This window comes from Streptomyces sp. NPDC096013 (assembly GCF_044763565.1).
Taxonomy (GTDB): Bacteria; Actinomycetota; Actinomycetes; order Streptomycetales; family Streptomycetaceae; genus Streptomyces.
The window spans coordinates 39,224-52,464 of the sequence record NZ_JBIWGK010000027.1; the positions used below are offsets into that span (position 1 = coordinate 39,224).

The 13,241-nt window shown below is 70.9% G+C and carries 13 protein-coding genes; 6 read left to right on the plus strand and 7 right to left on the minus strand.

All coding sequences use genetic code 11. The features are described 5' to 3' along the window. Positions 1-42: 42 nt before the first annotated feature. On the plus strand, positions 43-846 hold the full coding sequence (locus ACIRB1_RS44865; protein WP_403469770.1) for a phosphate ABC transporter ATP-binding protein: 804 nt from the start codon (positions 43-45) through the stop codon (positions 844-846). Beyond that, the gene (locus ACIRB1_RS44870) at positions 843-1,592 is read left to right on the plus strand and encodes a hypothetical protein (RefSeq protein ID WP_403469749.1); all 750 of its coding nucleotides are present in this window, start codon (positions 843-845) and stop codon (positions 1,590-1,592) included. The genes ACIRB1_RS44865 and ACIRB1_RS44870 overlap by 4 nt, the downstream gene beginning before the upstream one ends. Positions 1,593-1,792: 200 nt before the next feature. On the opposite strand, the gene ACIRB1_RS44875 is transcribed toward ACIRB1_RS44870, so the two are convergent. The 3 genes from ACIRB1_RS44875 to ACIRB1_RS44885 all read right to left on the minus strand — a co-directional run bounded on the left by ACIRB1_RS44875 (position 1,793) and on the right by ACIRB1_RS44885 (position 4,991). Next, a complete protein-coding gene (locus ACIRB1_RS44875; RefSeq protein ID WP_403469750.1) occupies positions 1,793-3,436 on the minus strand; it encodes a phospho-sugar mutase in 1,644 nt (547 codons plus the stop codon). Between the two features lie 176 nt (positions 3,437-3,612). Then, a complete protein-coding gene (locus ACIRB1_RS44880) occupies positions 3,613-4,437 on the minus strand; it encodes a purine-nucleoside phosphorylase (protein ID WP_352185770.1) in 825 nt (274 codons plus the stop codon). Between the two features lie 116 nt (positions 4,438-4,553). Continuing rightward, complete coding sequence (locus tag ACIRB1_RS44885; protein ID WP_266771832.1) at positions 4,554-4,991, minus strand: gamma-glutamylcyclotransferase; 438 nt, start codon at positions 4,989-4,991, stop codon at positions 4,554-4,556. A gap of 141 nt (positions 4,992-5,132) precedes the next feature. On the opposite strand from ACIRB1_RS44885, the gene ACIRB1_RS44890 reads away from it, so the two are divergent. Then, positions 5,133-6,605: an NAD(P)H-quinone dehydrogenase gene (locus ACIRB1_RS44890; protein ID WP_352185769.1), complete on the plus strand. Its 1,473-nt coding sequence runs from the start codon at positions 5,133-5,135 to the stop codon at positions 6,603-6,605. Between the two features lie 164 nt (positions 6,606-6,769). Continuing rightward, on the plus strand, positions 6,770-7,735 hold the full coding sequence (locus ACIRB1_RS44895; protein ID WP_352185768.1) for a DeoR/GlpR family DNA-binding transcription regulator: 966 nt from the start codon (positions 6,770-6,772) through the stop codon (positions 7,733-7,735). A gap of 168 nt (positions 7,736-7,903) precedes the next feature. Here the strand turns inward: ACIRB1_RS44895 and ACIRB1_RS44900 are convergent, their stop codons facing one another. Together ACIRB1_RS44900 and ACIRB1_RS44905 are read right to left on the minus strand one after the other, a co-directional pair. After that, the gene (locus ACIRB1_RS44900) at positions 7,904-8,479 is read right to left on the minus strand and encodes a TetR/AcrR family transcriptional regulator (RefSeq protein WP_403469751.1); all 576 of its coding nucleotides are present in this window, start codon (positions 8,477-8,479) and stop codon (positions 7,904-7,906) included. Positions 8,480-8,580: 101 nt separating this feature from the next. Beyond that, complete coding sequence (locus ACIRB1_RS44905) at positions 8,581-10,353, minus strand: acetyl/propionyl/methylcrotonyl-CoA carboxylase subunit alpha (protein WP_403469752.1); 1,773 nt, start codon at positions 10,351-10,353, stop codon at positions 8,581-8,583. 368 nt (positions 10,354-10,721) lie between these two features. Here ACIRB1_RS44905 and ACIRB1_RS44910 point away from each other — a divergent pair, with 368 nt between their 5' ends. Continuing rightward, positions 10,722-11,186: a hypothetical protein gene (locus ACIRB1_RS44910; RefSeq protein ID WP_403469753.1), complete on the plus strand. Its 465-nt coding sequence runs from the start codon at positions 10,722-10,724 to the stop codon at positions 11,184-11,186. Between the two features lie 7 nt (positions 11,187-11,193). Here the strand turns inward: ACIRB1_RS44910 and ACIRB1_RS44915 are convergent, their stop codons facing one another. Continuing rightward, positions 11,194-11,814 carry a nucleoside triphosphate pyrophosphatase gene (locus ACIRB1_RS44915; RefSeq protein ID WP_329553209.1) on the minus strand — a complete coding sequence of 207 codons (621 nt, stop codon included), beginning with the start codon at positions 11,812-11,814 and terminating at the stop codon, positions 11,194-11,196. A gap of 31 nt (positions 11,815-11,845) precedes the next feature. Further along, entirely contained in the window at positions 11,846-11,974 is a 129-nt protein-coding gene (mmpB, locus tag ACIRB1_RS44920; RefSeq protein ID WP_352185764.1) for a morphogenic membrane protein MmpB, read from the minus strand. Between the two features lie 126 nt (positions 11,975-12,100). Between mmpB and ACIRB1_RS44925 the strand changes: the two genes are divergently transcribed. Continuing rightward, the gene (locus ACIRB1_RS44925) at positions 12,101-13,192 is read left to right on the plus strand and encodes an SGNH/GDSL hydrolase family protein (protein ID WP_403469754.1); all 1,092 of its coding nucleotides are present in this window, start codon (positions 12,101-12,103) and stop codon (positions 13,190-13,192) included. Positions 13,193-13,241 lie beyond the last annotated feature (49 nt).

Below are 13,241 nucleotides of genomic sequence, written 5' to 3' on the forward strand. Positions count from 1 at the left end.
GCCCCCTCGGACGCACACCCCGACCCCACCGACACGCTCCTGATGCCGCCGTTCACCGGCACCGGTCAGGGCCCCGCGAGCCTGCGCGCCGACTCCGTCTCCGCCTGGTTCGCCGACCACAAGGTCCTCGACCGGGTCTCGCTCACCATGCCCGCCCGCGAGGTCACCGCCCTCATCGGCCCCTCCGGCTGCGGCAAGTCGACCTTCCTGCGCATCCTCAACCGCATGCACGAACTGATCGGCTCCGCCTCCCTCGCCGGCCGCGTCCTCCTCGACGACCAGGACATCTACGACCGCGGCCGCCGCATCACCCACGCCCGCCGCCAGATCGGCATGGTCTTCCAGAAGCCGAACCCCTTCCCCGCCATGTCGATCTACGACAACGTCCTCGCCGGACTCAAGCTCAACGCCATCAAGGCCACCCGCGACGGCAAGGACGACCTGGTCGAGGAGTGCCTGATCAAGGCGGGCCTGTGGAAGGAGGTCAAGGACCGCCTCCGCCAGCCCGGGGGCGCCCTCTCCGGCGGTCAGCAGCAACGCCTGTGCATCGCACGGTCGTTGGCGGTACGCCCCCGGGTCCTCCTCATGGACGAACCCTGCTCGGCGCTCGACCCGACCTCCACCCGCCGCATCGAGGAGACCATCGCCGAGCTGAAGTCCGAGGTCACGATCGTCATCGTCACCCACAACATGCAGCAGGCCGCCCGCGTCTCCGACACCTGCGCCTTCTTCCTCGCCTCGCAGAACACCCCCGGCGTGATCGTCGAACACGGCGACACCCAGGCGATGTTCAGCTCCCCGCAGGACGAACGGACGTCGGACTACGTGAACGGACGCTTCGGATGACGGCAGGGCCGCGAGCGGGCCGGCTCACGGGCACGGCCGCGACCCTGCTGCTGGTCACCGGCTGCGCGGCCGGGGCCGGGGCGCGGGACGCGGCGGCCGGCCCGACGGACAGGACGGTCACGGCGAGTGCCCCGGCCGCCCCCGCACCCCCGACGCCGTCCGCGTCCGCACCGCCGAGACCCACCGCGGCCCCGAAGACCTCCCCGGTCGCTCCACGCCCCCGCACACCGGCATCGGCCCCGCTCGACGCCTCCCCGTCCCCCTCCGACGCCCGCGTCCCCGGCCCGGACCTCTCCCGGAAGCTCCCGCCCGCCCCACCCCGCCCTACGCCCACGAGGTCCGCCGCGCCCCGCACCGACACGGCGACGACCGGCCGGCCCACCTCCACCACGATCCGGATCGGCGCCTGGTCCGCGACCGTCGTCCGGGGCGACCAGGCGGAGGTCGACGCCTGCCGGAACGCCGTGCAGTGGACGGGCCCGGCGATCGGCACCGAGGACGGCTACGCGCTGCGGACCGTGGTGATCGTCGGCCACGACTACTGCGGCTTCGACCGCTTCGCCACGCTGCCGGTCGGCACGAGGGTCACCATCACCACCCCGCGCGGGACGTGGACGTACCGGGTCTACGCGCACTACGTCACCCCGGGCCGGGGCGTCCCGGCGGCCGGCCTCTACTGGGGCGACCTCACCCTTCAGTCCTGCGTGGGACCGGACACGGGGTTCAGTTACCTGGTGCGTGACTGAACCCCGTGTCCGGCTCGTGCACGGACGCGGCCCCGCCCGTGAAGGGGGCCGGCGGGGCGACGACCGGCGGATGTCTCCAAGGGGGGGTGAGGAGCACATCCGTATAGCTGTTCCAGTATGGAACACATGCGGCGGAAGAGTGCTGCCGCGGAGCATGCGGCAGCCCAACTCCCGGTGAACCAGGCCAAGCTGAGGGCGAATCAGATACCGGCCGCCGCCGACAGGTCCCGCTCGATCGTCGCGAGCGTCTCCGTTGCCCGCGCCCGGGCGGCCGGGAGGTCGGCGTGCGTGGCGACCGGCACCACGACCTCCAGGTAGCACTTCAGCTTGGGCTCGGTGCCGCTGGGCCGGACGATGACCCGGGCGCCGTCGAGCGTGTACCGCAGCCCGTCCGTGGGCGGCAGCTTGTCCGTCCCCTCGGCCAGGTCCTCGGCCTTGGTGACGGCAAGACCCGCGAGCGCGGTCGGCGGCTGCTCGCGCAACCGCCGCATGGCGTCCGCGATGACCGACACGTCCTCGACACGCACGGAGAGTTGATCGGTGGCGTGCAGCCCGTGCTCCACGGCGAGATCGTCGAGGAGATCGAGCAGATCACGCCCCTCGGCCTTCAACTCCGAGGCCAGCTCGGTGATCAGCAGCGCGGCGGTGATGCCGTCCTTGTCCCGCACACCGTCCGGGTCGACGCAGTAGCCGAGGGCCTCCTCGTAGCCGTAGCGCAGACCGTCCACGCGGGCGATCCACTTGAAGCCGGTGAGGGTCTCCTCGTAGGGCAGGCCCGCCTTCCCGGCGATGCGGCCGAGGAGGGAGGAGGAGACGATCGACTCGGCGAACGCGCCGTGGACGCCGCGCCGTACGAGGTGCGCGGCGAGCAGCGAGCCGACCTCGTCCCCGTGCAGCATGCGCCAACTGCCGCCCTGGGTACGGTCCTTGACGGCGACGGCGCAGCGGTCGGCGTCCGGGTCGTTGGCGATGATCAGGTCCGGTTCGCTCGCGCGGGCCTGCGCGAAGGCGAGGTCCATCGCGCCGGGCTCCTCCGGGTTGGGGAACGCGACGGTCGGGAAGTCCGGGTCGGGCTCGGCCTGTTCGGCGACGAGCACGGGCTCGGGGAAGCCGGCCCGCGCGAACGCGGCCAGCAGCACGTCCTTGCCGACGCCGTGCATCGCCGTGTAGACGGTGCGGGCGGTACGCGGGGAGTCCGGGGCGAGGACGGCGTCCGTGCGGGCGAGATAGGCGTCGAGGACGCCCTCGCCGAGGACCTCCCAGCCTTCCGCCGGGCGGGGCACATCGTGCAGCGAGCCGATCGCGTCGATCTCGGCGGCGATCTCCGCGTCGGCCGGGGGCACGATCTGGGAGCCGTCGCCGAGGTAGACCTTGTAGCCGTTGTCCCGGGGCGGGTTGTGGCTGGCGGTGACCTCGACGCCCGCGACCGCGCCCAAGTGCCGTATGGCGAAGGCGAGTACGGGGGTGGGAAGGGGCCGGGGCAGCACGGCGGCCTTCAGCCCCGCGCCGACCATCACGGCGGCGGTGTCGCGGGCGAAGTCGGCGGACTTGTGACGGGCGTCGTAGCCGATGACGACGGTGCCGTCGGTCCCGCCGTTCTTCTTCAGGTACGCGGCGAGTCCGGCGGCGGCGCGGATGACGACCGCGCGGTTCATCCGCATGGGCCCGGCGCCCAGTTCGCCCCGCAGGCCCGCGGTGCCGAACTGGAGAGTGCCGCTGAAACGCCCGGCCAGCTCGGCGACGTCCCCGGCTTCGATGAGCTTCCCCAGCTCCTCACGGGTATCCGCGTCGGGATCCTCGGCGAGCCAGGTCCTGGCCCGCGCGATGAGTTCGTCGTCGTGCACGGCGGGTGAGCCTTTCGTGGTGGTGGTTCGTCGGCGTTTTGGCTTCTTGGCTTTTACGAACGGTTCCCGCCCCGCCCGGGGAGGTCTGTTCCTGGGCTTCTGGATGCCCGAGACGGGTGGGTGGGTGGGAGACATCCAGGGGTTCCAGGGGGCGGGAGCCCCCTGGGGAACGGTGACTACAGCCGCCCGAGCACCTGGGCCAACAGTGCCCCCATCTGCGTGGCGGAATCCCGCCCGGCCTGAAGAACTTCCTCGTGGTTGAGCGGCTCACCCGTCATACCCGCGGCAAGGTTCGTCACCAGGGAGATCCCCAGCACCTCCGCACCGGCCTCGCGCGCGGCGATGGCCTCCAGCACCGTCGACATGCCCACCAGGTCCGCCCCGATCACCCGGGCCATACGGATCTCGGCCGGAGTCTCGTAGTGCGGCCCGGGGAACTGGGCGTAGACACCCTCCTCCAGCGCCGGATCGATCTCCTTGCACAGGGCGCGCAGCCGAGGCGAGTACAGATCGGTGAGGTCGACGAAGTTCGCGCCGACGATCGGCGACGTGGCGGTGAGGTTGATGTGGTCGCTGATCAGCACCGGCTGCCCCGGCCGCATCCCCTCGCGGAGCCCCCCGCAGCCGTTGGTCAGCACAATGGTCTTGCAGCCCGCGGCGACGGCCGTACGGACGCCGTGCGCGACGGCGGCGACACCGCGGCCCTCGTAGTAGTGGGTGCGCCCGAGGAAGACCAGCGCGCGCTTGTCGCCGATCCTGTACGAGCGGATCCGCCCGCCGTGGCCCTGGACGGCCGGCGGCGGGAAACCGGGCAGCTCGGTGACGGGGAAGTCGGCCTCGGGTACGCCGAGGGCGTCCACGGCCGGCCCCCAGCCGGAGCCCATCACAAGGGCGACGTCGTGGGTCTCGGCGCCTGTCAGTTCGCGCAGGCGCGTGGCGGCGGCGTCAGCGGCGGCATGGGGGTCGCCCTGGATGTCGTCCGGAAGAAGAGATGCGTTCACGCGGATGAGCGTAGCCGGTCCGGGCCTACGCGCGTAGATGACAGAGCGCACGGGATGGCGATCGTTGTCTTGTCGTTTCCAACGAGAGCTGTGACGCGGTTGTGTGTGGGAAACCCTCAGCAGGGGCGCTTCCGCAGCTCCATCACATAGTCGTGGGGCGCGCCCGCGGACTCGGCGGCGTCCGCCAGCTCCCCGAGGTAGCGAGCCGACGGCAGCCCGCCCTCGTAGCCGTTGAGGACGTACAGCCAGGCGGGCTCCTCGCCCTCCAGGGTGTGCACGCGGACCCGCATCCGGCGGTAGACGTCGAGGCCGACGCCCTCCCACCGGTCCATGGACTCCTCGTCGGGCGGCGCGATCTCGTACAGCGCGACGAAGACCTGGGAGCGCGGGGCCTCCACGATCGTCGCGAGCGCGCCCTCCCAGCCCATGTGCTCGCCGCCGAAGGTCAGCCGCCACCCGTTCAGCCAGCCCGTGGCGCGCAACGGCGAGTGCGGGGCGCGGCGGGTCATCAGCCGCGCGTCGAGATTGCCGGCGTACGCGGCGTAGAGCGACATGCTCCGAGAGTACGGCAGCGGAACCACCAGCCACTCCCGTAACCGTGGGTACTCCGGCGCGCCGGAAAGGGACCCCCCGCGGCCCCCGCCGACAGCGCCCCCGTCGCCCCCGGGCAGAAGCATCTTGAAGCGTGCGGGACAATGGGGTACGTGACTCGGATCGTGATCATCGGTGGCGGACCCGGCGGCTATGAAGCGGCGCTGGTGGCAGCGCAGCTCGGCGCGGAGGTGACCGTCGTCGACTGCGACGGTCTGGGCGGGGCGTCGGTGCTGACCGACTGCGTCCCGTCGAAGACCCTTATCGCGACGGCCGAGGTGATGACCACCTTCGACTCGTCGTACGAGGAACTCGGCATCATCGTCGCCGACACGTGGTCCGACAGCGGCTCCGCCGCGGGCCCACCCCTGGAGCAGGCGGCCCGGGTCGTCGGCGTGGACCTCGGCAAGGTCAACCGCCGTGTGAAGCGCCTCGCGCTGGCCCAGTCGCACGACATCACCGCGTCCGTGACCCGGGCCGGCGCCCGTGTCATGCGCGGCCGGGGCCGGCTCGACGGCATGCAGGCCATCGACGGTTCCCGCAAGGTGATCGTGAAGGCGGCCGACGGCACCGAGGAGACCCTCGTCGCCGACGCCGTCCTCATCGCGACCGGCGGTCACCCCCGTGAGCTGGACGACGCCCGCCCGGACGGCGAGCGCATCCTCAACTGGACCCAGGTCTACGACCTCACCGAACTCCCCGAAGAGCTGATCGTGGTCGGCTCCGGTGTCACCGGCGCCGAGTTCGCCGGCGCCTACCAGGCCCTCGGCTCCAAGGTGACCCTCGTCTCCTCCCGGGACCGCGTCCTGCCCGGCGAGGACCCGGACGCCGCCGCCGTCCTGGAGGACGTCTTCCGGCGCCGCGGCATGAACGTCATGGCCCGCTCCCGCGCCCAGTCCGCCAAGCGCGTCGGCGACAAGGTCGAGGTCACCCTCGCCGACGGCCGCGTCATCACCGGCTCGCACTGCCTGATGGCCGTCGGCGCCATCCCGAACTCCGAGGGCATGGGCCTGGAGGAGGCGGGCGTGAAGCTGCGCGAGTCGGGCCACATCTGGACCGACAAGGTCTCCCGTACGACCGCTCCGGGCGTGTACGCGGCCGGTGACGTGACCGGGATCTTCGCGCTCGCCTCGGTGGCCGCGATGCAGGGCCGTATCGCGATGTACCACTTCCTGGGCGACGCGGTGGCCCCCCTGAACCTGAAGACGGTCTCCTCGAACGTCTTCACCGACCCCGAGATCGCCACCGTCGGCTACAGCCAGTCCGACGTGGACGGCGGCAAGATCGACGCCCGCGTCGTGAAGCTCCCGCTCCTGCGCAACCCGCGCGCGAAGATGCAGGGCATCCGGGACGGCTTCGTCAAGATCTTCTGCCGCCCCGGCACCGGCATCATCGTCGGCGGTGTGGTCGTGGCTCCCCGCGCCTCGGAACTGATCCACCCCATCTCGATCGCCGTCGACAACAATCTGACGGTCGAACAGATCGCGAACGCCTTCACCGTCTACCCGTCCCTTTCGGGCTCGATCGCCGAGGTGGCCCGGCAGCTGCACACCCGCAAGGCGACGGGCGAAGTCTGAGGCAGTGCGGACTCCCCGCTGGTCACGGGGAGTTGCCGCCCATTCGCACGGCATAGGCGCGGCGACTAAGCCCTATACCACTTCTCGCCTCCCTGTGCGAACAACTTCTGCTATTCACCGCAAACAGCTGAAAGCAGACGGTCGTTGGGGTTACTGTCAGTTTCGTGTTCGCTGCAGAACGTCGCCAATTGATCCTCGAAATGGTGCGAGCGAATGGGGCCGTATCGCTCCGTGAGCTCGCCCGCGTCGTCCAGACCTCCGAAGTGACCGTACGGCGGGACGTGCGCGCACTGGAGGCAGAAGGACTCCTCGACCGCCGGCATGGCGGTGCGGTATTGCCGGGCGGGTTCACGCGGGAGTCCGGCTTTCCGCAGAAATCGCATCTCGCGACCGCCGAGAAGACGGCCATCGCCGATCTCGCCGCCAGCTTCGTCGAAGAGGGCGAAGCGATTGTGGTGGGGGCGGGTACCACCACCCAGGAGCTGGCCCGCCGGCTCGCCCGGGTCCCGGGACTGACCGTCGTCACCAACTCCCTGTTGGTGGCCCAGGCGTTGGCCCATGCCAACCGCGTGGAGGTCGTCATGACCGGGGGCACCCTGCGCGGTTCCAACTACGCGCTGGTGGGCAGTGGGGCCGAGCAGTCCCTCCAGGGGCTGCGTGTGTCCCGGGCCTTCCTCTCCGGGAGCGGGCTGACCGCCGAGCGCGGCCTGTCCACGTCCAACATGCTCTCGGCGTCCGTGGACCGGGCGCTCGTCCAGGCCGCGGCCGAGGTCGTCGTCCTCGCCGATCACACCAAGCTCGGCACGGACACCATGTTCCAGACCGTGCCCACGGACGTCATCACCCGCCTCGTCACCGACGAGCCCCCGGGCCACGACGACCGCGCCGCGACCGAGTTGCAGGCGCTGGCCGACCAGGGGGTGCAGATCGCCGTCGCGGGCGGTACGGGAGCCCCGGGGGGTGATCAGACCCCGACGCGCGACCAACGCCGCCGGGATGTCCCTCTCCCGGCACCGCGACGGGGTCAAGTACCGGGCGGAACACCGGGGTTGAGGTCAGCGGGCGTTCTGGCCGGGGAGTCCCCCGAACGGGAGCGCGCGGCCAGGGTGGCGGATCTGCGCAGGCGTTGACCGGTTCGCGGGGTTGCGGGGTCCGGTTATCGGCTGCGGCGCCGCATATCGATACGGTCCCGCGCCCCTTAAAAAGCAGGTCGGCTGAACGGGGCCATCTTTTAGGGGCGCGGGGAACTGCGCGACCAGCCCCCACCGGCGGGCACTCGAAAACAAACCGAACCAGCCCTACGGCTTCAGCCCGCGCAGCGTCAACGTCAGCAACCTGTCCGCCAGTTCGGGGTCACCGGGATTCCCCTCGGCCGCGAGGGCGATCGCGTGCGTCAGCTGAAGCAGGTCGCCGATCTCGACGTCACCGCGTACGTCACCGGCTTCCTGTGCCCGGACCAGCAACGCACCCCCCGCCTCCCGGATGGGATCACTGCACCGGGCCAGCGCGGACGACCCGTCGAGGTCGACCGCCATCAACGCCCGGGACAGCCCCCGGTACTCGCTCGCGTGCGTCACCATCTCCCGCAACCAGGTCACCAACGCCCCGCACGGCTGCGGAGCGGACAGCAACTCCCGCGACCGTAGAAGGAGTTCACGAGCCGCGTCCTCGAAGACCGCGCTCATCAGGGCCTGCCGATTCGGGAAGTGCCGGTACAGCGTGCCGATGCCGACCCCGGCCCGCCTCGCCACGTCCTCCAGGGACGCGTCCGTACCGTGCGCGGCGAAGCACACGCGGGCCTCGGCGAGCAGCCGCTCGTAGTTGCGCCGGGCGTCGGCACGCAGCCCAGCCGGCGGTCCGACCGTGTCGGCCATCGCTCCCACCTGCCCTCCTAGGCGCTGTCCCGTCACATTACAGAGGTGCCCGGCGGACAGGCTGCTGCTGTCGGCCGGGCACCCCTGGACGTGCGGTGGGGTCAGTCCTTGATCTCGCAGATCGCCGCGCCGGAGGTGACCGACGCACCGACCTCCGCGCCGAGTCCCTTGATCGTGCCGGACTTGTGCGCGTTCAGGGGCTGTTCCATCTTCATGGCCTCCAGGACGACGATGAGGTCGCCCTCCTTGACCTCCTGGCCCTCCTCGACCGCGACCTTGACGATCGTGCCCTGCATCGGCGAGGCGAGGGTGTCACCGGAGGCGACGGGGCCGGACTTCTTGGCCGCGCGGCGCTTGGGCTTGGCGCCCGCCGCGAGGCCGGTGCGGGCCAGCGACATGCCGAGCGAGACCGGGAGGGAGACCTCCAGGCGCTTGCCGCCGACCTCGACGACGATCGTCTCGCGGTCCGCGTCCTCGTCCGCCTCGGCGTCCGTGGGCGCCGCGAAGGGCTTGATCTCGTTGACGAACTCGGTCTCGATCCACCGGGTGTGGACCGTGAACGGGTCGCTGGAGCCGGTGAGTTCGGGGGCGAACGCCGGGTCCTTGACGACCGCGCGGTGGAAGGGGATGGCCGTGGCCATGCCCTCGACCTGGAATTCGTCCAGGGCCCGCGCCGCCCGCTGCAACGCCTGCTCACGGGTCGCGCCGGTGATGACCAGCTTGGCCAGGAGCGAGTCCCACGCCGGGCCGATGACCGAGCCGGACTCGACACCGGCGTCCAGGCGGACACCCGGGCCGGACGGCGGCGCGAACAGCGTCACCGTGCCGGGCGCGGGCAGGAAGCCGCGGCCCGGGTCCTCGCCGTTGATGCGGAACTCGAAGGAGTGGCCGCGCAGTTCGGGGTCGTCGTAGCCGAGTTCCTCGCCGTCGGCGATGCGGAACATCTCGCGGACGAGGTCGATGCCGGAGACCTCCTCGGTGACCGGGTGCTCCACCTGGAGGCGGGTGTTGACCTCCAGGAAGGAGATCGTGCCGTCCTGGCCGACGAGGAACTCGACGGTCCCGGCGCCGACGTAGCCGGCCTCCTTGAGGATCGCCTTGGACGACGCGTACAAGTCGGCGACCTGGGCCTCGGAGAGGAACGGCGCGGGCGCCTCCTCGACCAGCTTCTGGTGCCGGCGCTGAAGCGAGCAGTCACGCGTGGACACGACCACCACGTTGCCGTGGGAGTCGGCCAGGCACTGGGTCTCCACGTGCCGCGGCTTGTCCAGGTAGCGCTCGACGAAGCACTCGCCGCGACCGAAGGCGGCGACCGCCTCGCGCACCGCGGAGTCGTACAGCTCGGGGACCTCTTCGAGGGTCCGGGCCACCTTCAGCCCGCGACCGCCGCCACCGAAGGCGGCCTTGATCGCGATGGGCAGCCCGTGCTGCTCGGCGAACGCGACGACCTCGTCCGAACCCGACACCGGGTCCGGCGTGCCGGCCACCAGCGGAGCGCCGGCGCGCTGGGCGATGTGCCGGGCGGCGACCTTGTCACCGAGGTCACGGATCGCCTGCGGCGGCGGTCCGATCCAGATCAGGTCCGCGTCGAGCACGGCCTGGGCGAACTCGGCGTTCTCCGACAGGAATCCGTAGCCGGGGTGGATGGCGTCGGCACCGGACTCGCGGGCCGCGTTGAGGACCTTGGTGATGTTCAGGTAGCTGCTCGCCGGTGTGTCACCGCCCAGGGCGAACGCCTCATCCGCGGCGCGGACATGCAGAGCGTCCCGGTCCGGGTCGGCGTATACGGCCACGCTCGCGATCCCGGCGTCCCGGCAGGCCCGGGCTACGCGGACAGCGATTTCGCCACGATTGGCGATGAGCACCTTGCGCACGATTGAGGCTCCCTCCTTGAAACAAGCCGAGTTTAGGGACTGCCGACACGGCGCATCGACCCGTCCCCAATGGTGAGCTTGCCCACACGGAGCGTGATTCGAGGCTCGCTCGACCCGTGAAATCCCTTGTCGCACCTAGGTGCCCAGGACTCCTCGGGGAAACCCTAGCCCTCCGATGTGGTCAAGGTCTCTGTGAGAGCGTGCCGCGCCCCACTCCGTTTCTTTGTCGAGTCCCTACGAATGGCCCAATGATTCTTTGCCCCCATCACAACCCTTGTCCCGCGGTTTACCCGTTAGTAGCGTTCGGCTTGTCCTGAACGTACTTGGGGTAACGGCGGAAGTGGGTGGGGCCGGTGGTGCGCAGGCCGGTGGCATGGATCTTGGCGCTCGTCCTCTTCGTGGAGGCGCTCGGAGTGGCCGCGCTGAACTGGTTCCTCGGCATCGTCGTCGACCGCCAGGACATGTCCCTGGCCGGTCTCGACCCGGACGCGATGTCGGTGTCCTCCAAGGTCGGCGGGATCGTCTTCGGGCTCTACTTCGCGCTGTGCGGTGTGGTCGCCCTGCTCGTCGCCCTGCGCGACCGGGCACCGGCCGGCTTCGGCCGCATCCTGCTGATCAGCGTGGCCGTCGTGCACGGCCTGCTGGCCGCCTTCGCGTGGGGCCTGGTAGGCCCGGGAGCGTTCGTCTCCATGGTCGTGGTGCTCGGCCTCGTCGTCCTGCTCCTGATGACGTACGACCGCCTTGAGGCCCCGTCCGAGGGGAACCCCGAGCAGGGCGCGGGCAAGGACGAGGGGCCGGGGCCGATCGGACCGGCCGCCCCCAACCCCTCCTGACCGACCGCTACTTCTCCCGCGGGGCCCACAACTCCGTGATGCCGACGCCCAGGTGGGCCAGCAGCCGGCGGACCAGCGGCAGGCTGATGCCGATCACGTTGCCGTGGTCGCCGTCGATGCCCTCGATGAACGGCGCCGAAAGGCCGTCGAGGGTGAACGCCCCCGCCACGTACAGGGGTTCACCCGAGGCGACGTACGCGGCGACCTCGGCGTCGGTCGGTTCGCCGAAGCGGACGACGGTGGACGCGGTCGCCGAGACGTACCGGCCGCTCGTCGTGTCGTAGACACAGTGGCCGGTCTGGAGCGTGCCGGCCCGCCCGCGCATCGCCTTCCAGCGGGCGGTGGCCTCCTCGGCGTCGGCGGGCTTGCCGAGGGCCTCGCCGTCGAGGTCGAGCACCGAGTCGCAGCCGATGACGAGCGCGCCCTTGACCTCGGGCTTCGCGGCGACGACGGAGGCCTTGGCCTCGGCGAGTGCGAGGGCGAGTTCGGCCGGGGTGGGGGCGCTGACGGCGTCCTCGTCGACCCCGCTGACGATCACCTCGGGGTCGAGTCCGGCCTGGCGCAGCAGGCCCAGCCGGGCGGGGGACTGGGAGGCGAGCACGAGTCGGCGGCGCGGCTGATCTGTCATGCGCTCAGGGTATCGGCGCGGCCTCCGCCGCTCACGCCAGACCGATCACGATCATCGCCAGCACCATCGCGAGCGCCATGAGAATCCCCAGCCGCCGCAGCATGACCTCCGTCTCCCGGAGTTCCTCGGGAGGTTCGTCGTCGGGGTCGGACCACAGCATGTCACCAGCGTGCCGCCCGGCCGGGGCGGGCGCCTGAGTACGGGTACTCAACTTCGCGGGCTTGCTTAAAGGGTCCCTGGTTCCGTTAAAGTAATGGGACCAGGGTTCCTTTTGGAGAGGTGTGCCATGTTCACTACTGCCTGGACCGCGTCGCCCCAGCCGCCCAGCGAGGGCTTCACGCCGAACTGGTCCCGGGAGGGGTTCTGGCGTCAGTCGTTGCGCCAGGTCGTGCGGCTCACGGCGGGCGGGGAGAACGTGCGGGTGCGGTTCTCCAACGCGTACGGGAACTCGCCGGTGCGGATCACCGCCGGGTCCGTGGCCGCCGGCGGGGTCGTGGTGCGGCTGGCCTTCGGCGGCGCGGCGGACGGGGAGATGCCCGCGCGGGGAGAGTTGGTGAGCGACCCCGTCCCCCTCGCCGTGGCGGCGGGGGAGCAGGTCGCCGTCACGCTGTACTTCGACTCCGCCACCGGACCGGCCACCTTCCATGCGCAGGCGTTCGCGACCAGCTGCCGGGGTGCCGGATGCCTGCTGGACGGGGAGGGGTTCACCGAGTCCAGCGAGTCCTGGTACTTCCTGTCCGCCGTCGAGACCGACTCCGGGCGTACGGACGGGATCGTGCTCTTCGGGGACTCCCTCACCGACGGGTTCGGGTCCACGCCGGGGGCCGACCGGCGCTGGTCGGACGCGTTGGCCTCGCGGACCGGGCGGGCCGTCCTGAACGCCGGGATCGGGGGGAATCTGCTGCTCAACGACTCCGCATGGTACGGGGAGCGGGGGGTGCGGAGGTTTTCGCGGGATGTGCTTCAACTGGCCGGGGTGAACACGGTTGTTGTGTTGCTCGGGCTCAATGACATCGGGTTCAGCGAGACGGACGCGCAGCCCACGTACAAGCCGGCGCCGGTCGTCTCCGCCGCCGAAGTCATCGGCGGGTACCGGGAGTTGCTACGGCAGGCGCGTGGACTCACCGTGGTCGGAGCGACCCTGCTGCCGTTCGGGGGGTCGGATCACTGGGGGGAGCGGGCGGCGAAGGTCAGCCATGAGGTCAACGAGTGGGTGCGGTGTTCTGGGGAGTTCAGCGGGGTCGTTGATCTGAATCGGGTGATGGCCGACCCGAGTGACTCGGATCGGCTGCACCCTGCTTATGACTTCGGGGATCGACTGCACCCCAATGACGAGGGGTACGAGGTGATGGCTGAGGCTGTGCTGCGTTGTGTGTAGGGTGCGCGTCCGTTGTGGCTGGTCGCGCGATTCCCCGCGCCCCTGAAAG

Excerpts from the sequence above, each read along its gene's own strand:
- ACIRB1_RS44865 (WP_403469770.1), top strand. The coding sequence starts at position 43 with ATGCCGCCGTTCACCGGCACCGGTCAGGGCCCCGCGAGCCTGCGCGCC.
- ACIRB1_RS44870 (WP_403469749.1), top strand. The coding sequence starts at position 843 with ATGACGGCAGGGCCGCGAGCGGGCCGGCTCACGGGCACGGCCGCGACC.
- ACIRB1_RS44885 (WP_266771832.1), bottom strand. The coding sequence starts at position 4,991 with ATGTCGCTCTACGCCGCGTACGCCGGCAATCTCGACGCGCGGCTGATG.
- ACIRB1_RS44890 (WP_352185769.1), top strand. The coding sequence starts at position 5,133 with ATGGGGTACGTGACTCGGATCGTGATCATCGGTGGCGGACCCGGCGGC.
- ACIRB1_RS44900 (WP_403469751.1), bottom strand. The coding sequence starts at position 8,479 with ATGGCCGACACGGTCGGACCGCCGGCTGGGCTGCGTGCCGACGCCCGG.
- ACIRB1_RS44915 (WP_329553209.1), bottom strand. The coding sequence starts at position 11,814 with ATGACAGATCAGCCGCGCCGCCGACTCGTGCTCGCCTCCCAGTCCCCC.
- mmpB (WP_352185764.1), bottom strand. The coding sequence starts at position 11,974 with ATGCTGTGGTCCGACCCCGACGACGAACCTCCCGAGGAACTCCGGGAG.
- ACIRB1_RS44925 (WP_403469754.1), top strand. The coding sequence starts at position 12,101 with ATGTTCACTACTGCCTGGACCGCGTCGCCCCAGCCGCCCAGCGAGGGC.